The following is a 22,530-nucleotide window of genomic DNA, read 5'->3' on the forward strand; positions in this document are numbered from 1 at the left end:
GATAATTAAATTTGCAAAAATAAGCTATTAACATAAAAACAACCTATACTTTTCGGGCTTATTGTTTGCTGATTATATCATTTGCCTGGGATATGACCATAATATTTTTCACATCAGTTAAACACAACAGTAGTTACCGACCGGGGCTTTAGCACCACGGGCCTGCTTAGTTTAGTTACCGCAGACGGTCTCAGATCCTCGCCCGTCGCAGCTGTGGTGGTGTATGTACGATAGTTTTTAACCGGTTTAAAGTTTTTTAGCTGCGGCACAAAAGCGCGGCTGCTGTTGGTATAATTTATAAGCACCATTACCAGCTTATCTTTACCGCCGGTAAAGGCAGCTATCATCACGTCCTGCAGGGCCTTTAGTTCGTTTATCCCGTCGTTACGGCCGGTAAGCAGTCTTTTCATGCCGGGGCGCACAAACAAACTGTAATTACCCATGGCCCAAAGGTTTTTGGTGATGGTAAACTCGCCATCGGTATGTTTATCATTTGGTTTTAAGGCGATAAGGTAATAACGCGTATCCCATTCGGCATCACCGGGCTCGTAGCTGTTCCATAACTGCCAGGCAGCAGCATTGCCAACGGTAAGGTCCTGGTTTATTATTTTTGCCAAAAACAGGGCGCAGTCCATCCCGCTGCGCTTTTCTTTACTGCCTTCCCTAAAACCATCGCCCAGCATAGAATATTCCGACTGCCAGTACTCAACCCCGTACTTACGCGCGGTATCTGCCAGGTGGCGCCTTACCGCTACCATGCTGCTATCGCCATAATCGGTAAAATAGCTATGGCCTGCAATAACTTTTGGCACTTGTTTAAGTTTATTTAAACTGTATTTGCTGCTATCGGTAAAAAACTGCTGTATTTGTTTAGATGCTACGGATTTACCACCATACAAATAAGTAAGCATCCCGGCTTCGGTTGTCAGTATCCTGGTGGTCAGTTTTTTGTTTTGCAGGGATGCATCAACCGCAGTAACAACCCGGTTGATCTCGGCATTCGTCCACGGGCTGCCCTCCTGGCTGGCCTGGCCCGGTTTGTTATACCAATCCCACTGCGGTTCGTTCACGGGGCTTATATAATCAAAGTGCAGGCCTTGTTTATCAAAGTACGCTACCACATCTGCCAGGAAGCTGGCATAAGCGTTATAAGCATCGGGCTTTAAATTAGCCTTGTAATCTTTAACGGTTTTAAAACCCAGGCCGTTTTGCGTAAACTGCACCGGCGGCGTGTTTGCAAAAGCAATAAGGTTTTCTACACCATAGGCTTTGGCTTTGCGCAAAAACCATTGGTAACCAGCCTGCCTGGCCCAATCGTAAGTACCATCGGGTTTTAAAAAGCATTCCACCCGTTTTCTAAAATCCTTTATCCCGCTGCTGTCGCCCTGCTCGGCTGTGCCGCCGCCAATATTAAACCGCCAGGCCGAAAGGCCTATACCTTTAGGGCTGCCATCGGTATTTCTTTGTTTGCTGAATAACAATTCTGCAATTTTTTCGCGTTTGGCATCCGGCCAGTTCTTGCCGATACCTTCAGAGAACCAGCAGCCGGATGCGCCAATATTATGAATGGTTTGCGCCATACTATGTGCATCAACAGTAATTATAAGCGGTTTTACACGGTTTTGGCTGTATGCTGATAGACTGAGTATCAGTAGTGCTGTAAAAAAAAATGCCGGCCTTGTGCTTATAAAGCATCTGTAATATTGCATAACGCTAAAACTAAAACAAAAAAAGCGGACTGCAAAAGCAGCCCGCCCAAACTTGAATCTATCACATCTTTATTACACATATCGCCTTCACAGTTAACCACGCTGTAAAAACAATTCCTTATTTATTTGGCAGTAAAACTGTACGTTTTGCCCGCATAGCTTTTAAAACTGTAGCTAATATTGTTACTTACTGTAACTGCTTTTACACTTGCAGCAGCAGTTTTAAGCGCATTAGGCACCCTGATCTTACAATCCCCGCCGGATACCGACCTGATGGAAAGCTTTACTATTTTACTATCCTGCCATTCCATATTTGTTATTACAAAATTGCCCCTGGCACATAAACCCTTTACCCGGCCCGTAGCCCATTCTTTTGGCAGGGCGGGGAGCAATTGTATCTCTTCTGTTTGGCTTTGCAGCAGCATTTCGGCCACACCGGCGGTGTAGCCAAAGTTACCATCTATCTGGAATGGCGGGTGGGCGCAAAACAGGTTGGCATAAATACCGCCGCCCTCGTTATAATCAATGCCGGCGCCGCCTACCAGGCTTATAAAATTTTTAAGAATGGTATAAGCATGCCCCCCATCCAGCAGGCGGGCCCAAAAGTTCATCTTCCACGCCATGGACCAGCCGGTTGAGGCATCCCCGCGCGCAAGCAGGCTAACTTTTGCCGCCTGCGCCAGTGCAGGTGTTTTAAGTACGCTTATTTGCTTGCCCGGGTGCAGGGCAAACAGGTGCGATGCATGTCTGTGCGTATCTTTTGGGTCGTCGCGGTCGGTTTCCCACTCCTGCAACTGTCCCCATTTACCAATCTTTGGCTTTAACAAATGTTCTTTTAAGGATGCAACATGCTCCCGATAAGCTTTATCCACACCTAAAACATTAGCAGCAGCTATGTAATTGGTAAACAGATCATAAACAATTTCCTGGTCATAAGTAACCCCATCCTCGGTAGGCCCATGCTCTGGCGACCATCCCTTTGGCGACACTAAAGTGCCATCCGGCCGGCGTTTTAAATGATCGTCCCAAAATTCGGTTATCTCTTTTAAAATGGGGTAAGCAAAGCTTTTTAAGTAGGCTTTATCTTTGGTGAACGCATAATGCTCCCAAATCCCCTGTGCGTACCAGGCGCTGCCGGGCGTGTTCCACAAAAAGCTCGATCCGCCAAAAATATTATTCTCGGTTTTTACCGTCCACCCGCGGGTACCGGGATATTCTTTAGCAGTGCTTTCTGTTTTCACCTTGCGCATGCTGTTTATGTAATCGAGATACGGGATATGGCATTCCGAAAGATTGGTCGGTTCGGCCGGCCAGTAATTCATCTGTATGTTAATGTTGGAGTGATAATCGCTACGCCACGGCGGGTTGTTGCTGTTATTCCATAACCCTTGCAGGTTTGCAGGCAAGCCCCCCTTGCGCGATGAACTGATAAGCAGGTAACGCCCGTATTGAAACAACAAAGCCTCCAGTTGCGGGTCTGTTGTTTTTTTATAGTTAATAACACGCCGATAAGTTGGTACAAGCGTATCAGCTGCATTTGCAGTGCCCAGGCTTAACGATACACGACCAAACAAACCGGTATAATCGGCCACATGCGCTGCCCGTAATTGCGCGTAGGTTTTGGCTGATGCCAGCGCTATTGCTTTCTGCACTTTTAAGGCAGGGTTTTCACCCTTCCAGTTGCGCTCCCGCTTGTTGGTGTAGTCTGTAGCGGCAGCCAGTAAAATGGTAAAGCCGTTTGCCTTGCTTATACTCAGCTGCGAACCGCCTTTACCGTCTGGTTCTGCAGCAACAGAGCCGCCATCCACAAGCACTTTAACAATAGCATTGTAGACCATGCCGTTATCCAGCCTGCCGTTTATTTGCAGCGTTGCCTTATTGCCTGTTATAACCGCCTGGTGCGCATCGCTCAACTGTAGTGTAGCCGAGTAAGCGTCCGCTTTATCCGCTGTATAATGCAGCGCCATCACCTTATCCGGAAAGCTGCAAAAATACTGTCGGCTGTAATGGATATTACCTGCCGTATAGCCGATGTTCATCACCGATGTGCTTAAATCCAGTTCGCGGCGGTAGTTTTTTGTAAGAGTATCCGGATCCTTAAATTTGATGTAAAGATCGCCGAAGGCCTGGTACGCGCCGGTCTCGGTTTCGTTACCTGTCCACAAGCTTATTTCGTTAAACTGGATATGCTCCTGCCCTACACCGCCGAATACCATGCCACCTATGCGCCCATTACCAATGGGGTAGGCATCGGTCATCCAGTTTTTAGCGGGTTTATCGTCCCACAGCTTTAAGGTTTGCGCGGCTGTATTTTGTACCCAAAGCAAGCTTGCAGCACCAATCATACAGATGACTGTATAACGCAACAAAAAACTCTTTTTCATACCGGTTATTGAACAGACCTGTCTAAATGCACATAACCGCCATCAACATAAACAATCTGGCCTGTAGTGTGGCTGGATACCGGCGATAGCAAAAATATTGCCGCGTTAGCAATTTCTTCGGCCGTTGTCATACGTTTGCCCAAGGGGATATTTTTGGTGATGGATGCAAGTTTTTCTTCCGGGTTATCAAGGGTTTGTATCCAGCGCTCGTATAAAGGGGTATAGCATTCTGCCACGGCCACGGCATTAACACGCACGTTATGCGGCAATAACTCAACCGCCCATTCCCTTGTTAAAGCATTGCGGCCACCGTTTGATGCTGCGTAGGCAGATGTGCCGCCCTGCCCTGTATCTGCCACCTTTGAAGTGATATTAAGGATGCTTCCCTGCGATTTGATCAGCTCGGGCAAGGCATAATGTGCTACCAGGTAATAATGCACCAGGTTTTTGTGCAGCGACTGCATAAATTTTTCGTAACTACCATTCTGCAAACCAACGCCATCATTTTCGCCGGCATTGTTCACCAGGCCGTCTATCCTGCCGAATTGCTGTATCACCTTTTCTACTGCCGCACGGCAGGCCTCAGGGTCAGATAGTTCTGCCTGGATATGATACGCCTTACCGCCAAACGCTTCAATCTCTTCTGCCGTTTTTATATTTTCGGCCTCGGTACGGCTTATAATAACCGGGATAGCGCCTTCTTTTGCTAAAAGCACTGTTATACCTTTGCCAATACCACGCGCACCGCCGGTAACAATAATTACTTTATCCTTTATCTGTAGATCCATAAAATTGGTTTTTACGGCTTTGTACCGTTATAATTGGTTTTATATTAGTAAGATGGTTTACAAATTAAGGCTTTGTAAAAAGGTAAATATTTTATCCTTTTATCAAAATATTATGCGATTTTGTATTTAAACAAAAAAATACAAGTCTTTTGTGGCTTTTATATTGAATTTATGTAAATTCAATGACCCAATTAATTTTTTCATGAAGCCCCAATTATTAAAAGTATCAACAGACCTGGTACACTCATTTAGTGCCAGGCGGGATATTAAACCCAATATAAACAATCACTGGCATTATCACCCCGAAGTAGAACTGGTTTTTTTTAAAAAAGGTAATGGCACCCAATTCATCGGCGATTGCATCAGCCAGTTCAATACCGGTGATATTGTGCTTGTAGGATCAAACCTGCCCCATTACTGGCAATTTGACGATAGCTATTTTGATGCCCAAACCGATACCACGGCTGATGTGAGCGTGATACACTTTAACGAGAATTTTTGGGGAGAGCATTTTCTTGAGCTTCCGGAGAACCAGCCGATCAGGAACATGCTGAAGCAATCAAAACGAGGGATCCAGATAACCGGGGATCATCTTAAAGCAGTAGGCAACCTGATAGAAAAAATAATTTTTGCCGAAGGCCCCCGCAAGATCATATTGCTGATGGAGGTATTACTGGCCATTGCTGATAGTGCCGATACCAGGATGCTGGCATCCATGGGCTTTCAGCATAATTTTCAGGAATCGGAGAAAGACCGAATCAACGCCATCTACAACTACTCCATCCTAAACTTTAAGAAGAAGATAACGCTGGAAGAAATTGCGGCTATTGCCAATATCAGCCCCAATTCGTTTTGCAAATTCTTTAAATCGCGCAGTAAAAAAACGTATTCGAGGTTTATTAACGAGATCCGGGTGGGTAACGCCTGCAAGCTGCTTATCAATAACCAGCTGAATGTAAAAGAGGTATGCTATGAAAGCGGCTTTTACAATTTTGCCAGTTTCCATAAATACTTTAGGGAAATAACCGGTAAAAGCCCCCTAAGTTATCAGAAAACTTATATCAAAAAATAGATCAGGGGGTTACCACAAATACAATTAAGCTGCGTGGCCCGTGCGCGCCTAATACCAAAGATTGTTCGATATCCGCCGTTTTAGATGGCCCGGCTATAAAGGCAGCAAAACCATTATCGGTACCCTGGGTACGCAGGTAAGCGGCATGCATATCCGGTACAATATCCGCAGCATTTACAACCAATGCCAGGTGCTGGCAAATAAAAGGCAGTACACGGGTACCCATCTGGGTTTCGGTTACCCATAGGGCGCTGTTCTCGGCTACGCCAAATTCGGCAGGTAATATGGCCAGCTCTACATTTTCCAGTTCGTGAGGCATAGCATCGGTGTAATCTGCAGCATTACCGGCAACATCAAACAAAGCGGGGATGGTTGTAAGTACGCGCGAACCGGGTATAAAATTCAAATGGCCCCTTACCTCATCCAATTTATTGATGATAATTACCTTACCGCCAACATTAGCTGCCACCATTTTAAAAGTATCTATAACATTAGCGTTGGCCTGCCCTTTATTTTCCCATACCTGCATATCGGGTAGGCTGCTTACCGGCGGCTGGCTTTTACGTACGTCTGCTAATATTTTATCTCTGGAGGTCATGTTGATTTCGGATTTCGGATTTATTCAGGCTGCTTTATTCTAACTTCGGATCGGTGTATTTTAAAAAATTGAGATTACTTTTCATCTGCACGTTTGCATATCTGCTCATCCGCACATTTACTTCCTGTGCTCGCTATACCACTCCCCAAAAGATTGCTTTGGCGGCTTGGGCATATCGCGTTGCTTATACCAGGGGTTTAAGCTATTATTAACTGCAAATGGCGCATATTTCATCACTACCCTGCCGGCTTTACCCGCAATACGGTACGCCGACGGATTTGACAGGGTAAAGGCCATAGCCTGCATAGCCAGGGTTTTCTTTTTATCGCCGTAACCTTCCTTAATAATTACCTGCCGCCATTTGTATAACTGATCGTGAATATCAATTTTTACCGGGCAAACATTTGAGCATGATCCGCATAGCGTTGATGCAAAAGGCAGATCGGCATATTGCTTCATATCCAGGTTTGGCGCCAAAATAGACCCGATAGGCCCGGCAACGGCAGTATGATAGCTGTGGCCGCCGCTGCGCCTGTAAACCGGGCAGGTATTCATACAAGCCCCGCAACGGATGCATTTTAAAGAATTCCTGAAATCCTCGCGGCCTAACTGAATGCTGCGGCCGTTATCTACTAAGATCAGGTGCATCTGTTGCCCTGGCCTCGGCTTTTTAAAATGGCTGGAATATGTGGTAATAGGTTGCCCTGTGGCACTGCGTGTAAGCAACCGCAAAAATACACCCAGGTGCTTACGCTGCGGTATCAGCTTTTCGATACCCATGCTGGCAATGTGCACATCGGCCAAGTGGGCGCCCATATCGGCATTGCCTTCATTGGTGCATACCACAAACTCGCCGGTTTCTGCTACGGCAAAGTTTACGCCCGTTAGCGCGGCTTTACGCGTTAAAAAAGTGCTGCGTAAGTGGGTGCGGGCGGTTTCGGTAAGGATCTGGGGGTCGTCTTCGCCTTTTTTACTCCCCAGATGCTCATGAAATATTTCGCCTATTTCTTCCTTTTTTTTATGGATGCAAGGTAATACAATATGGCTTGGCGGCTCGTTGGCCAGCTGTACAATTCGCTCGCCCAGGTCAGAGTCTATCACGCCGATACCCTGCTCTTCCAGGTAATGGTTAAGGTGGCACTCCTCGGTAAGCATCGATTTGCTTTTAACCATTTGGGTGATGCCATGTTCCTGTAAAATGGCATGCACTATTTGGTTATGTTCTTTAGCATCCGCCGCCCAATGTACAGTTACACCGTTAGCGATGGCCTGCTTTTCAAACTGTTCCAGGTAGTTTGCCAGATCAGACAGTACATTTAGCTTTATCTGCGACGCCGTTTCGCGCAGTTCTTCCCAATCGGGGATCTGGTGCGATGCCTTATCCCGCTTCTGCCTAACCCACCAAAGGGTTTCATCGTGCCAGTCTACCCGCTCTTCGTCCTTATTAAAAACTTCGGCAAGATCTGCGTGGTGTTTCATACAACTTCCTCCTTTACACCATTCAATATTTCGGCAATATGAATCACCTTTACGCTGCTATTCTTTCTATGCAGGATGCCTTCCATATGCATCAAACAGGAAAGATCGGCAGCGGTAATATATTCGGCACCATTCTGTTCATGATCGGCCACCCTATCCTTGCCCATTTTTACCGATACGGCTTCTTCGGCCACGCAAAAAGTACCACCGAAGCCGCAGCACTCATCCGGCCTGGTAAGCGGCACAAGCTCCACGCCTTCTACCATCCCCAGCAAAGCAGCCGGTTTTGAAAATGGCGCGGCGGTAAGTTCAGTCATCTGTGCCAGTTTAAGGCCGCGCTGCCCGTGGCAGCTTTGGTGCAGGCCTACCCGGTGCGGAAATTTCGCGTCCAATTTTTTAACCTTTAATACATCCGTTAAAAATTCGGTAAGCTCGTATATTTTTTTGCGCATGCCCAGGGCAACGCCATTATTTTTTTTGGTATGCAAATGCTCTTTTAAATGCAGCGCGCAACTGCCCGATGGGGTAACTATATAATCGTAGCCCGCAAAGTTATCTACAAATAAGCTATTGCAGCCTTCGGTTAAATGTTCGTACCCGGAGTTTGCCATGGGCTGCCCGCAGCACGTTTGCCGCGCGGGGTAACCAACTGCTATACCCTGCTTCTCCAATAACTCTAAAGTGGCTATGGCAGCATTGGGGTAAAACTGGTCTACATAACAGGGGATAAAAAGGCCTACTTTCATATTTTAGTCAGCTAAATAGTTGCTGCAACTGGTTGGCGTAAATTAAAAACTATGCCTCAGTTAACTGTACTTAACTGTATGCTGCAGTTTAAGCTTTTGACCATGCCACTACGTTTTGTTTTGATGTGCCCAGGCCATCTATACCCAGTTCAACCACATCGCCCGGCTTTAAATAAACAGGCGGTTTAAAACCCAGGCCCACACCGGCAGGCGTACCTGTAGAGATCACATCGCCCGGCAGCAGGGTCATAAACTGGCTTACATAAGCTATCAGGTAAGGCACTTTAAAAATAAAGTTCGCGGTTGTACCATCCTGCATTTTTTGGCCGTTAACGGTTAACCAAAGGCGCAGGTTATCTACATCTGCAATTTCATCCGGTGTTGCTAAAAATGGGCCCATTGGTGCAAAGGTGTCGCAGCCTTTGCCTTTATCCCAGGTACCGTTGCGCTCCAGCTGAAACTCGCGCTCAGACACATCATTATGCAATACGTAACCTGCTATATAATCACTGGCGTCTGCCTCTTCTATGTATGATGCTTTTTTACCTATCACCACGGCCAGCTCTACTTCCCAATCCGTTTTCACAGAATTTTTAGGGATGATGATATCGTCATTTGGCCCAACAAGCGATGTGGTGCTTTTCATGAAAATGATAGGCTCGGTTGGTAGCGGCGCATTGGTTTCTTTAGCATGGTCGGCATAGTTAAGGCCGATACATACAATTTTTGAAGGCCTTGCCACAGGGCTGCCCAAACGCGTACCATCCGGTATAACGGTTAATTCGCTGCGGTGCTTTGCTACATAAGCTGCCAGTTCGGCAAGGCCACCGTTCTCAAAAAACTTTTCGTCGTAATCTTTACCGTACGAAGAAGTATCATAATTTACGCCATCAATTTGTACACCTGTGCGTTCTTCGCCTGTATTGCCGTATCGTATAAGTTTCATTTAAGTATTGTTGTGGTTTTTCTTAATTATTTAATGTGATGAAGCCGCCGTCTATCGGGTAATCAATCCCTGTGATAAAACCGGCCTCGTCCGAGCAGAGGTATAATGCCAGATGCGCCACCTCATCGGGTTTACCCATGCGGCCGACAGGCTGGCTTTTAGATAACTTTTCAAATATCTCTGCCTGGTTATCGGGATAGTTTTTAGCAATAAAACCATCTACAAAAGGCGTGTGCACCCTTGCCGGCGAAATACTGTTACAGCGGATGTTGCTGGCCAGGTAATCGCGGGCTACAGATAAGGTCATGGCGTAAATTGCACCTTTGCTCATAGAATAGGCAAACCTATCTGTAATACCTACATGCGCCGCTATTGAGGCCATGTTTAAAATAACGCCTTTACCTGCAGCCTTCATTAAAGGCACGGCAGCAAAAAGGCAATTATAAGCACCTTTTACATTTACGCTGAATACCCTGTCCAGGTCGGCTTCGGATGTATTTTCCAGATTGCCTACATGCGCTATACCTGCGTTATTCACCAATATATCTACCGTACCTATGGTTTTAAAAACCTGCAATATCGCCTGCTGGTCGGTTACGTTAGCCGCATGCACCTGGCCGTTGCCGCCAGCGCTTTTAATTTCGGCAATAACTGCGGTAGCAGCATCGGCATTCAGTTCAATAATATGAATGGTAGCGCCTTGTTTGGCAAAAAGCAATGCAATAGCCTTGCCTATACCGCTGCCGCCGCCGGTTATAACCGCTGTTTTATTTATTAAGCTTAACATCCCTTAGTTTATATTTATAATGAAACCCCTCTTTTCCAGGGGATAAAATCATCCTGCCCCAATTGTACCGCTTTCGGCTTTATATCGCCATTAGCCACATCTATTACATAGTTTAACAAGCGGATGGCTGCCTGCTCAATACTCTCTTCGCCTTCTATGACGGTGCCGCAGTTAAAATCTATAATATCCGGCATCTTGTTAAACAATTTGGTATTGGTTGATAGTTTAACCACCGGGGTAACCGGGTTGCCGGTAGGCGTGCCCAGGCCTGTGGTAAATAAAACGATGTTTGCACCTGCTGCAACTTCGGCCGTGGTGCTTTCCACATCGCTGCCGGGGGTGCATAACAGGTTTAAACCGGGTGCCGTTACTTTTTCGGGATAATCAAGCACGGCTGTAACCGGCGATGTACCGCCTTTTTTTGCAGCACCTGCAGATTTAATGGCATCGGTTATCAAGCCATCCCTGATGTTGCCCGGCGACGGGTTGGCGTAAAAGCCAGATCCATCTGCCTCTGCTTTGGCATTATAAGTGGTCATCAGATCCATAAATTTCAGCGCCGTGCCTTCATCCACACAACGGTCACTCAGTTCCTGCTCTACGCCGCAAAGTTCGGGAAATTCGGCCAGGATCACGCTGCCGCCCATGGCCACCAGCATATCAGACAGGTAACCCAGAACCGGGTTAGCCGATATGCCCGAAAAACCATCAGAGCCGCCACACTCCAAACCTATACAAAGCTTACTGATGGATGCCGGCTGCCTTTGCTGCTTGTTCACTTCTATCAGCCCTGCAAAGGTTTGTTTCAGCGCTTCGTGCAGCAGCCTGCTTTCGGTACCCAGCTTCTGTTGCTCTAATATAATAAGGGGTTTGGTAAACCCCCGGTCGCGCTTTTGGATCTCGTTTTGCAAAATGCTTGCCTGCGCATGCTGGCAGCCCAGGCTCAATATGGTTGCACCTGCTACATTCGGGTGTGTAATATACCCGGCAAGCAAGCCGCAAAGCGCATCAGAATCTGTTTTGGTGCCGCCACAGCCCATATCGTGGGTAAGAAATTTGATACCATCAATATTAGGGAATAACTTACTTGATACACCGGCTTCCGGGGTCATCTGCAGGTCGGCAGAAAGGATCTCCTCTACCGATTTGCCGGTCTGCAGCATATTCACCAATTGGTCAACTTCGTTCTCGTAGCTTCTGGGCTTGGCAAAACCTAGTTTACCTAATAAGGCATCCTTTAATACGTTAATGTTCCGGTTCTCGCAAAAAACCAGTGGTATCACCAGCCAGTAATTTGCCGTACCTACCGATCCATCTGCCCGGTGGTAGCCCATAAAGGTTTTGCCGGCGTAGCCGGTAGTATCCGGCCGGCTCCAGTCGGTTTTACGGTTGCCCAGTTTAAAACCATCGGCGGCGTGTTTAATGTTTTCTGTGGTGATGGCTCCGCCCTGCGGTACAGGCTGGCTGGCTTTGCCTACCAGTACGCCATACATATAGATCTCGTCGCCGGTGTTTAAAGCGTTTATGGTAAATTTATGTTTACCGGCTACATTATCAACCAATACAATATGCTGGCCCTGATGATCTATAACAGTTCCTTTTGGCAGGTCGGTTAGTGCTACCAGCACATTATCAAACCCGTGAATTTGCAAAAAGGTACGCTTAACTTCTTCTACCATATTTTTACTCTGCAGATCGGTATCTGCTAATTTGTTTTATTATATACTAAATTTTGCCCGCATAGTTTTTGTTATAAAACTTAAATGATTGCGGATCATAAACAGGCATGGTTGTTTTTAACAGACTAAGCTTAAACCAAAGGCTTAAATATATTAATCAATTCTTAATAATTATTGAATACTTGCTTTGTACAGACTGCTTATTTAAATTTTATTTATTGGTATTACAAAGGAAACGTACCGCCGCCAACAATACTTTTGCGTTATTGGCTAATTATTATGCGATATTGTAATTAAGAATATATGCTATATCATCTGCAGGCATAAAACACATAATATTATGTTATTATCATCCATAAATTTACGGCAAGGCAACCCTTTTTAATTAATTATAAGCTACAAATACCATCTTAAAAGGCAAGATATGTAGTTGGAATGTTAAAAATTGTAAAATTACCCACACGCCTTTTGCATGGCATTCATTAGTTACTATATTTATCTGATAGACGCTATTGATAGAACTATTTTGGCCTCAAAAGCGTTATCTTATCAAATCACAATTTGAACATGAAATACACCGGTCGGCATTTGTGGTTGAGGGCGATACTTACTGTTTTACTGTTGGGTGGCTATGTTGTGGCAAATGCCCAGCTATCGGCATCTATGCCTTATAAAACCAACTACCGCGATTCTTTACTACATGTATCACCATTAGATAACGGAGAGCATCGTTTAGATTTTGCACTGCCCGTAACCACCGGTATTTTTGATGATGAGAACGATAACTCCCTGCAAAAAACCATTTCGTTAAACCTGGGTAAATCGCAGGAGCGCAAACAGTTAATGAGTTATTTAAAACAGCTGGAACTGGGTAATAATATAGCCGAGAATGAAAAGAACAACAAGGCGTTATACCGTTTTGCCAATTTATTTGCCCGGCTAAAGCTATATCCGCTGGCCATGAAATGTTTTTTTAAAACCATACAGCGCGAGAATCAAAAAGCCCGAAACAACACCGGCCAAACAGACAATAACGACATGGCGATGGATGAACTGGCCATCAGTAATAAAGATGATTCGTTAGTTAATGCGCAGGCCGAGCATATAAAAAAGGGCAAAAGCAAACACACCAACTATAACCGGATCGCCGCTACATTTAACGATCATAAACAAACGGTTGCCTATGCCCTGCTTTTTCATGTAAAGCAGCCGGTATCCGGCAAATCAAAAGTGTTTGTATTTAGCAATACCGGGCATACTTTTATTACGCTGATAAAATATAATGCCGACTCTACCTATGTTTCCTGCTCTTTCGGGTTTTATCCAAAAAAAGAAAAAATTCTGTTTGCCACCCCGTGGGATCCGGCGTCGGAGGGGGAGCTTAAAGATGACGCTACCCACCAGTGGGATGAGGTAGTGGGTAAATTCATATCCAAAAAGAGTTTTGAAAAAATATTGGCCCTTACCAAAAAATATAACGAACTGGATTACCACCTAAGCAATAACAACTGTACAGATTTTTGCCTGCAGGCAGCCAGCATGGCCGGTTTAAACATTAGTAACACCAAAGCAAAATGGCCATTAGGCTATGGCAGTAACCCCGGTACAACAGGCCAAAGCCTTTTAGATGGCACCTATAAAAATACCGATCAGCAACCGGCTGCAAATGTTTTCCGTGGTTTAAATATCCAGCCAGAAACCGTTAAATAATTACCTGCCTGCCGCCCAAAAAATAGCATTGCTAAATAAACGGGTATAAGCCGGATTATTAAAAAGGCCGGGCGAATGCCCCATAAAAATATAAATGTTTCGCGCTTTGTAATGTTGGTTGGTCCAGATCACCGGGTGATCGCCCATTTTTATTTTGCCCTGCGGCTGGTAGCCAGATTCGTTTACACTGGCTAAAACATGCACATTTGGCCGCGGGCTTTTATTGTAGGTGTACCATTCCTCCTGCTTAATAAGGAATGATAAAGGTACGCACTTCATCACCGGGTGGTGCTTATCCTCTACTTGTACCGTGCCTTTGGCAAATGTGGCTATATAATCCTTCCACCTGATGCCGCCCATAAACTCCGAGAACCAGTTCCACATCGGGTAGCCGTCAAACTCGCCCAGTAGCGTTGCGTGGTGAAAGCCTATCCAGCCGCCCCGGCCCTCATTAATATATTTCTCAAACGCGTTTACAGCCTTTTCTTTCCAGGCATAAGGCGCATAATCCAGCTGAATAAACAGCTGGTATTTATTTAGAAATGCATCGTCAATATTATCTGTATTTTGAATATAATCTACAGTAAAACCCTTTTGCCCGGCCAGTTTATTTAACCATGCACAGGCACGTTTGGAATATGCTATATGATGACCGCCATTTTCATAAAGGACCAGTACCCTAAACGGCGGCAACTTTTTTGCAAAAGCGGCAAAGCCAATGCCAAGCATCAATAAAAGCAGTATCACTTTCTTCATCCTAAAAGTTAAAATATCCCCAGGAATTTTTTGCGCTTTTTCCTGATGGGTTTAGCTTTAATGATGGCCGAATCTACCGTGGCCTTTATGGCCCGGTTGGCAGCCGCCTTTTTTGCGGCCATAATTTTCCTGTTAACCCGCATTACGCTATCATAATTATAGGGCCTGGCCATAAATGGCGGCTTAAAATAGTCGGCCTGGTTTACATAAACTGCCTTTACATTACCCGGCTGTTTAACATTAAACCAGGCATACAAAAACAGGCCGGCAAATATTATCCCGGCCAATACAATCACAGTAAGTGCCTTTTTGGGGATAAACACCAGTTTGTTATTGCGCTCATAAATACCTTTAGCTTCGTTAAAATTAGCGCCCGTTTCGTTAGCGTAATGCTTTAAGGCTAATAATTGCTGCTCTTTTTTAAGCTCGTCCTGCTGGTACTGTTTTACCATTCCTGCAAGGCGCTCGTTCTCTGCCTGTATGGCTGCGGTGCTTACCCTGCCATCTGCAGACAGGCTGCCGTTGATAATAGCCTCGTGCAGTTCCATGCCGCTTTTAAAACGGGCATCGGGTGTTTTTTGCAGGCATTTATCAATTACATCCAGCAGCCATTGCGGTACCTGCAGTTCTTGTGTTTGCTTCAGCGTTGTCCAGCTATCCGGTAAACTTTTCTTTCTTGCTTCGCGCAGATCCGGAACGGGCGCTTCCATGTGGGCCAGCATAATGGCATTGCGGCCGGTTTCGCCATTGCCTGTAAGCGGGAAGGGTACCTGCCCGGTTAGTAACTCGTAAAGAATGATGCCATAGCTGTACACATCTGTTTGCAGATACATGGCGCCATCGTGCTGCTCGGGCGCCATAAATTCTATAGCCCCGGCATGGCGAATGCTGCTTCTGCGCTCTTCTTCGCTCATGATGGCCAGGCCAAAATCCAGCAGTACATAATTACCCGTGTGGATATTATATTTTACATTATTACTTTTAATATCCCCATGTTTTACACCCACCTTATGGCAATGCGCCAGGGCGCTTGCCAGCTGATCGGCCACGCGGATGGCCTCTTTCAGCATAAAGATCTTTTCGTGCGGGGGCTGCAATAGTTCGCAAAGATCAGGGCCTTCTATATACTCCATCTCAATGTAGGGAAGCGAACCGCTCTCGGTAATGCCCGAGCTTAAGATCTTTACCACATTGGGGTTAGGCTCTTCGTTTACCTTTTGCAGTTTGGCAACTTCGTTACTAAAGTTGCGGAAGTTTTTATCATCCTCGCTTTCGGAATGGATAGGTGTTGGCAGCAGCTTTACAGCCGTAAGCACAGGCCCCATACGGCGGCCCTTATATACCGACCCCTGCCCGCCGGTGCGCAGCGCACCCAAATTTTCCAAACCCTCCGTTATCGTAAAAACCTTACTCATTTGCTGCCGGTTGATAACTAAATTCTAATACTGCCGATTCGCCCAGGATGATCTGGTCGCCTTCCTGTAACTGGTGGCCTATATGGGTTGATGTCAATTTAATGATCTCCTCGCTTTTTTCCGACCGGATCTTGATCTTATTACGTGGGGGTACACCCCCATCATCTGCATACAGCATAAACCTGCCTGCATCATTATTCCACTCGATACGGGCATGCTGGCGGCTTACATACTTATTGCTTTCATTTTGGCTATCTGTAGGGAATGCAATATGGTTGGTACGGAAAAAACCATCATCGCCCTGTGCCTTTTTATCTCTCCCGATATGGATCTTTTCGCTTTCTGATGACAGCTTATATTCTTTTTGATCGGTTTCGCCGCTTAAAGCCCTGATGTAGGCCGTGGCGCTTTGCTTAATAAAGTTCTTGCTGGTTTTAATAAAAAAGGCCGCATCCAGCTTGTTTGACCGGATCGCTTCCGGCGGAAATTCTTCGTTCAATACCACCTCCATCTGCCAGCTTTCGGGCAGATTTACGGCGTAGTCGTCGGCAATGCGCTGCACTTCATCCTTAAAAACCCCGGGTTCTTCCGTATAAACAGCAGCCTCGTACATCGGGATATCAGATGCAGGGGCGTTTAAATAAAGATTAAGGCCTTTGATATTCCCCCCTTCGCCCCCCTCGGCTTTTTGCAGTTCCTGTTTGATGAATTGCAGCAATTCATAGCGGATGCTTTTTACATCTGCGGGCCGATCTTCCTTATCGCTTTTAAATAAATTGAACATTATATTATACTATGCTATTATTATTCAACCAAAAAAAACATTTTATATTATGCTAAACCCAAGCCTTATTCGCTTGTTTGCCCGTTAATACTTTTAATATATCCCTTCTCTTTCAGGAATGGTATAACATGGCTGGCAGCAAGCCTTACCGCATCTGATGAGCCCTTGGTAGACTCTATCCGCACACAAACCACCATATTTCCGCCCCCATTCGCCTTTGGCGCAAAAAAAACGTACCAGCCATCATTGATTTGCTGTTTTTTCCAGATCCGCTCGGGCGTGCCGGTTTTACCGGCCACTGCAAGGCCCAGTATCCACTCTTTTGGAGCACTTTGTTCTATCATATATTGCCGAAGCAGATCTGCATACTTCGGATCATTGGTTAACCTGATACCCGGTTTAACACTGGTTACCGAATCGGCCAGTTTTAGCACGTACCTGTTTGGCAAAATAGTGCCGCCATTGGCAATACCTGCCGCCATACGTGCCACAGATGCCGGTGTGGCTATCAGTTCGCCCTGCCCCCATGCCATACCCGAGATTCCCTTGGCACGGGTTTTACGGATATTATCGGGGTTATATTTTGGCTTGGTATTAAATTCTGTTTTGCGCCAAAACTCCCGCCATTTTTCTTCCTGTTTGGCGTTCTCTTTATCGCGCCCATAATAATAACCGCCTACGCCATGCAAAAACATACCTGTTTTTAAGTAAACGGTTGCCATATCTTCCTGCAAATGCTGCTGATTGGCCAGTTTAATAAAATACACGTTGTTTGATTTGGCCACGGCACGCTCCAGTGTGATCAGCCCGGTTTCATCAGGCTCCAGCCCTTTGGTGCGAATGCGTTCGTAACTTGCCACGTTGTACTTTACATCTGCAGCCGCCAAACCCAATTTATTAAACGATGCGATAGAAGTAGCCAGCTTTGCCGTTGAACCCGGCTGTGTAGCCAGCGTAAAACCCAGATCCTGCGTGGTCATCCATTGCGAAAGCTGGTTTTGCTCGTAGTAGCTCATGGTTAGTTTTTCCCAATCGTGCACCGGGGGCAGCGGATAAACGGCCGAGGTGAGCACATCCCCTGTATTGGATTCCATTACTACTACCGATACGCGGTTATCCAGCAACGAGGTATCTGCGGCCATAGAATTTTGGATGCTGGTTTGCAGGCCGGCATCCATCGTTAGCTTTACATCGCGGTTACGGTTCTTAAAAGCTTCTACCTCTTTACTGTTAATACCGGCGATAAGCAAGGGGGCTATAGCGCTGTAATCTTTTTTTACCACCGTCATTTCCTTTACGCCACGTGCCAGAAAGCGGTCTTCCTGGTAGCGGTTTGCGGTAACGTTGTACTTTTCTGTAGGCATTTTAAAGCCGCGCAGTTCGGCCGCGTGTTCGTATTCGGCAAAGTAACCGTTGGGGCTGCCGTTAAAAACACCGGTATTGGCGTCGCCCGTCCAAAAAAACATTTGCGCATCAAAGGGGTAATACCTGTCCAGCCGCTTATGCATAGCCGAATCAATATTATAGTCCTGCGCGCCGGCAATTACCAGTTTGCGATGTTGTTTTTTGACGATATCGGGCTTGCTGGTTGCCAGTACCACGCCATCGCGATCGTAGATATTACCGGCTTCTAAACGGTTCATTAATATAGCAATACGCGGGTTATAGCTAAACATACGTGCGCCGCTTTTGTCGGCAACTAAAGCGGGTTGCACCACCCATTTTTTGTTATTGAACAGGTAGCGCGATACGTTTACCGTTAGCAGCGTAACACCTACAAAAGCCGCTATCAAAGCAGGCACCAGGTTTTTATCCTGCTGGCGCGACAAGTAGTTCATTTGCACCGGTGTACCCCTTACCAACGATGCCGACAGCAGGAACCCCGAGGCCAGCAAATTAGCGACCAAAGACGACCCGCCATAACTTTGAAACGGCAGTGAAACGCCCGAAAGCGGCAATGCCCCGGTAGAGCCGCCTGCGATAAGCATAAATTGTACAAATGTTGATACCCCGATGCCGGCGCAGAGATAAAACAGAAATGGTGTGCCTGTTCGCCGGCCTATCAGGATAGAACGGTGCAGGTAAACCAGGAAAAGCAGAAAGATACACACGATCCCCGTCCACCCGAATTCTTCGCCCATGGAGGGCAGGATCATATCCGTATGCGCCTCGGGGATGGTTTTGGCAAAGCCCTCGCCTACGCCCTGGCCGCTTACGCCGCCACTGCTCATGGCCCAAAGGCCGTTGGCTACCTGGTCGCCGCCATATACTTCATTGTTCCAGGCATCCTGCCAGATGGCTTTACGGTCTACCAGCCGTTGTACCGGGCCGGGGAACAGCTTACCTAAATACGGGATCTGATCAATAGTTAAAAAAGCCGCCATAATGATGAGTACCATCATAGCCGACTCGCTGAGTTGCCTGCGCTTGAACAGCATAAAAAGAGCCGCAATAGCCGCAGTTATCAATGCCGATAGCCAAACGTTTTTGACCACCCATGATACGATGACGTAGAGCACCACCGCCCCTGCCATAAACATAAAATCGCCGCGGCAGAAGGAGAACAGCACGATAAACGTGAAACATATTACCATAGCCGGGCCCAGATCGCCCAGCAGCAGAAATAGCAGCAAGGTTACTAAAATGGCTATCAAAGCAAAAGAGAAGAACGACCAGCGTTTACTCCAGCTGGTATATTCGCTGATGAGTTTTTCGTTTGCGGCAAAAAAGCCCGCAAGGAAAAGGATCACCAAGTATTTTACAATTTCGCTGGGTTGAAAGCCGAAAAGGTTCACTTTAACACCGCTGCCTTCGGGGCCGGTGCCAAACTTAATGGTTAGGGCCAGCAGGGTTGCCGCCAATACCACCCAGGGCCAGCCGTTGGCCGCGTTGCGGTTATTTTTAAATACCAGCATGCGGTAGATCCACGAATCGGGCGTAAAGCGGCGCAGCTTTAATTGCAGCATTACCAGCATAGCTACCATACCAATACCCAGGTAAACCAGCATATCTTTAGCTAAAAATCTGTCGCGCAATGGGTCCTGCAAGCTCAACAGCGTTAAAAAAGACAGCCCCGCCAATATCATTACCACCGGTAAGATCAACTGATCTGACGTGCTGAACTTCCACGACAGCAGAATGTGCACCAACAGGAACACGCCGATGAAGCAGCCGGATATCATAAGGAACCATTTGTTAAATTCTGCCGGGGTGCGGATGATGAGTGATCTCTCTTTTTTCAGGATGTTAAAATCCCGGGTAGAAAACAACCTGATGGTATGCGGAGCCTGGCTAAAATTTAAACTTACATCATCATCCAGATTTTGTACCCCCTGCGATGCACCAAACTGATAACCGGGCTGCAGCGGCAATAATTTAAAGGCCTTCCCTTCGGGCAGGTTCTTAAATTCGGCAATACCCTGCTGATTGGTGCGGGCATAGGCCGTAAGTGTTTGCAGGCGTTTATGCCCGGCACTATCCGGCAGGTAAACTTTTTTGAAACCGTTGCCGCTTTCTGTAACGGGTTTCAGTTCGTCCAGTTCCTCGTCTGTAAATATACTATCCTGCGGCAGTATCATATCCATACGTACCAGCACCCCGGCAACCGGTTCCTTTTTATTGGTAACCACGCTACTGATGCTGTATTCGCCCATGGCCAGGTCGGTTATATTAGGCACACTAACCGGGCTGCTGCGCTCGCTTACAAACAAGGTGGAATCCTGGCCGGCATAGCCCAATAATGAGCGCGAGGCACTTACGCGCGCCTTAAAAGATTCGCCGCCTTTTTCAAAGGCTTCATCAGCAGCAATAAAATATTTGCGTTTATTCAGCTCGCCTATGTTATCAATTTTTTCGCCGGTGCCTATGTTTCCGGCAACGGTTTGGGTTATCAGGTTGATATCGCGCTTATCCTCAAAATAGTAGCCTTTGGTGAGCAGGGTTTTCAATTGCCCGGCAGGGTCCTTATCATTCAGGTTGATCATGGTGCCATCCTGCAGGCGCTTATCCACATCGGCAAAACGGATCTGCAGCACCGAGTACAGCCTGAAAAATAAAAACACGAACAGAACGCTGATCAGCAGCAGGAAAACACGTTCCTTCCAGCGGGTTTCAACAGGTATCTTATCTGGCTCCATTTGGCTTGGCGGGGGTTGATATTCTGGTATCTGCATGCAGGCGGGTAGCCAAGAAATCGGCTGTTACCGGCTTGCCTGCAGGCAGGTTATATGCCCTTTGGATAGGCAGCTTACAGTTGATAAATTGCGTATTTTTGAGCAACAAACTGTTATTTTGCAGATCGATAGCCACATCAAAATCTTTAAACGTTATATTATTTAGCCCCACTACCTTGCTATCCGTACCCGGTGATAATGCCGGGCCATGATAGGCGGTATCGCGCTGTAAAACAAGGCTGCCCTTTATGCGGATATACAACGTATCCTGATCGATATGCAGGGTATCTGTTAATATTACAGGGCTTTTAAAGGAGGTATCTGATAAAACAAGCGTATCGCCCTTAAAGGCATCAATGGCATCCTGTAATTTTACCTCATCTGCATTACGCAGTTTTTGGGCTGATGATGAGGCTGATGCAACCGGCTTCCCTCCCGATCGCTTTGACAGATACAGCCAGATGCTGGTGGCCAAAAACACCAGGCATAATATGCCCAATATCGGGGTTAGTAAGTTACTTTTTTGTTGAGCCATCGGTGGTTCATCTTGTGGTGTGCGTTCGGTTTTGGTTTGCGGGCGCACAGGCGTTATCCCGTCGTCGTGTTCATCATTCCTTTTTACCGGGGCTGATGCCGGCATGGTAGCCTGTGGTTTATGCTGCTGCTTATCGTTTTTAACCAATACCACGGTTACATTATCCCGGCCGCCGTTATCATTAGCGGTGTTGATCAGTTGGATGGCCTTTTCGGGCAAGGGAATATCCTGGGTAATAATATCCAGAATGCCGCTTTTATCTACCATATCTGTTAAGCCATCGCTGCAAAGCAGCAGCATATCACCCGGTAAAAATGGCGACTGCCCCGTTTCTATAAAGCTTTCGTCGGTATCTATCTGGCTGGTAAAGCCCAGCGCCTTATTGATCTCGTTACGTTTAGGGTGGTTCATGGCGGCGGTTTCGGTCAGCCTGCCGCTATCCTCTAAAAAGCCCACAAACGAATGGTCTTTAGAAATCTTTACCAGTGTACTATCGCGCAGCAGATACAAACGGGTATCGCCCACATGGGCATAAAAAAACTGGTTATTCTCTATATCCACCAAAGCCATGGTAGCTACACAGGCCATGCTTTCCAGCTCTTTATCGCTTTGCTTTTTAGCAGAGATCTGTTCACTGGCCAGTTTAAAGGCATCTATCATCCCGGGGATGATCTCGCCCTGCAGGCCGCTTAAACGATCAATAAAAACATCTTTGGCTATGGCCGCTGCCACTTCGCCGCCGTTATAGCCGCCCACCCCATCAATTACGGCGGCAAGTACCATGCGGTTACCCATCACCTTTTGGGTAATAAAGGTATCCTCGTTATTGGTACGTACCTTGCCTGTATCGGTTAATCCAACATAGTTTTCAGCCATTGCGTTTACCGGATTTTTTAATATCAATAAAATGAGTTATCAGCAGGCAAAAACCAATCCCTAATAACCCGATAGATAAGATCTGCGACATACC

Annotated in this window: 16 protein-coding genes; 2 read left to right on the forward strand and 14 right to left on the reverse strand. The window is 46.5% G+C overall.

Annotated elements, in window-relative coordinates; genetic code table 11:
• Positions 1-113: 113 nt before the first annotated feature.
• The 3 genes from E2R65_RS01900 to E2R65_RS01910 form a co-directional block, all read right to left on the reverse strand.
• Positions 114-1,709, reverse strand: coding sequence for a glycoside hydrolase (locus E2R65_RS01900; protein ID WP_134334780.1), 1,596 nt, complete (start codon positions 1,707-1,709; stop codon positions 114-116).
• Positions 1,710-1,831: 122 nt separating this feature from the next.
• Positions 1,832-4,093, reverse strand: a complete 2,262-nt coding sequence (locus tag E2R65_RS01905) for a glycoside hydrolase family 95 protein (protein WP_134334781.1) — start codon at positions 4,091-4,093, stop codon at positions 1,832-1,834.
• A 5-nt stretch (positions 4,094-4,098) separates the two neighbouring features.
• Positions 4,099-4,881: an SDR family oxidoreductase gene (locus E2R65_RS01910; RefSeq protein WP_134334782.1), complete on the reverse strand. Its 783-nt coding sequence runs from the start codon at positions 4,879-4,881 to the stop codon at positions 4,099-4,101.
• 202 nt (positions 4,882-5,083) lie between these two features.
• On the opposite strand from E2R65_RS01910, the gene E2R65_RS01915 reads away from it, so the two are divergent.
• The gene (locus tag E2R65_RS01915) at positions 5,084-5,953 is read left to right on the forward strand and encodes an AraC family transcriptional regulator (protein ID WP_134334783.1); all 870 of its coding nucleotides are present in this window, start codon (positions 5,084-5,086) and stop codon (positions 5,951-5,953) included.
• A gap of 1 nt (position 5,954) precedes the next feature.
• Here E2R65_RS01915 and E2R65_RS01920 read toward each other — a convergent pair whose 3' ends face one another.
• The 6 genes from E2R65_RS01920 to E2R65_RS01945 form a co-directional block, all read right to left on the reverse strand.
• Positions 5,955-6,551 (reverse strand): LutC/YkgG family protein, encoded by a 597-nt coding sequence (locus E2R65_RS01920; protein WP_134334784.1) that lies wholly within the window; start codon positions 6,549-6,551, stop codon positions 5,955-5,957.
• A 117-nt stretch (positions 6,552-6,668) separates the two neighbouring features.
• Positions 6,669-8,030, reverse strand: a complete 1,362-nt coding sequence (locus E2R65_RS01925; protein ID WP_134334785.1) for a lactate utilization protein B — start codon at positions 8,028-8,030, stop codon at positions 6,669-6,671.
• Complete coding sequence (locus E2R65_RS01930) at positions 8,027-8,776, reverse strand: (Fe-S)-binding protein (RefSeq protein ID WP_134334786.1); 750 nt, start codon at positions 8,774-8,776, stop codon at positions 8,027-8,029. The genes E2R65_RS01925 and E2R65_RS01930 overlap by 4 nt, the downstream gene beginning before the upstream one ends.
• An 88-nt stretch (positions 8,777-8,864) precedes the next feature.
• Entirely contained in the window at positions 8,865-9,722 is an 858-nt protein-coding gene (locus E2R65_RS01935) for a fumarylacetoacetate hydrolase family protein (protein ID WP_134334787.1), read from the reverse strand.
• A 22-nt stretch (positions 9,723-9,744) separates the two neighbouring features.
• A complete protein-coding gene (locus E2R65_RS01940) occupies positions 9,745-10,509 on the reverse strand; it encodes an SDR family NAD(P)-dependent oxidoreductase (RefSeq protein ID WP_134334788.1) in 765 nt (254 codons plus the stop codon).
• A gap of 14 nt (positions 10,510-10,523) precedes the next feature.
• Complete coding sequence (locus tag E2R65_RS01945; protein WP_134334789.1) at positions 10,524-12,188, reverse strand: UxaA family hydrolase; 1,665 nt, start codon at positions 12,186-12,188, stop codon at positions 10,524-10,526.
• A 567-nt stretch (positions 12,189-12,755) separates the two neighbouring features.
• Here E2R65_RS01945 and E2R65_RS01950 point away from each other — a divergent pair.
• On the forward strand, positions 12,756-13,898 hold the full coding sequence (locus E2R65_RS01950; protein ID WP_134334790.1) for a hypothetical protein: 1,143 nt from the start codon (positions 12,756-12,758) through the stop codon (positions 13,896-13,898).
• On the opposite strand, the gene E2R65_RS01955 is transcribed toward E2R65_RS01950, so the two are convergent.
• The 5 genes from E2R65_RS01955 to E2R65_RS01975 form a co-directional block, all read right to left on the reverse strand.
• Positions 13,899-14,654, reverse strand: coding sequence for a ThuA domain-containing protein (locus E2R65_RS01955; RefSeq protein WP_134334791.1), 756 nt, complete (start codon positions 14,652-14,654; stop codon positions 13,899-13,901).
• Positions 14,655-14,662: 8 nt separating this feature from the next.
• Positions 14,663-16,069, reverse strand: coding sequence for a serine/threonine protein kinase (locus E2R65_RS01960; RefSeq protein ID WP_134334792.1), 1,407 nt, complete (start codon positions 16,067-16,069; stop codon positions 14,663-14,665).
• Positions 16,062-16,853 carry an FHA domain-containing protein gene (locus tag E2R65_RS01965; protein WP_134334793.1) on the reverse strand — a complete coding sequence of 264 codons (792 nt, stop codon included), beginning with the start codon at positions 16,851-16,853 and terminating at the stop codon, positions 16,062-16,064. Before E2R65_RS01965 ends, E2R65_RS01960 begins: the two co-directional genes overlap by 8 nt.
• A gap of 65 nt (positions 16,854-16,918) precedes the next feature.
• Positions 16,919-21,025, reverse strand: a complete 4,107-nt coding sequence (locus E2R65_RS01970; RefSeq protein ID WP_240043108.1) for an FtsW/RodA/SpoVE family cell cycle protein — start codon at positions 21,023-21,025, stop codon at positions 16,919-16,921.
• The gene (locus E2R65_RS01975) at positions 20,976-22,436 is read right to left on the reverse strand and encodes a protein phosphatase 2C domain-containing protein (RefSeq protein ID WP_134334795.1); all 1,461 of its coding nucleotides are present in this window, start codon (positions 22,434-22,436) and stop codon (positions 20,976-20,978) included. The genes E2R65_RS01970 and E2R65_RS01975 overlap by 50 nt, the downstream gene beginning before the upstream one ends.
• Between the last annotated feature and the right edge of the window lie 94 nt (positions 22,437-22,530).

The organism is Mucilaginibacter phyllosphaerae (assembly GCF_004378255.1).
Lineage (GTDB): Bacteria > Bacteroidota > Bacteroidia > Sphingobacteriales > Sphingobacteriaceae > Mucilaginibacter > Mucilaginibacter phyllosphaerae.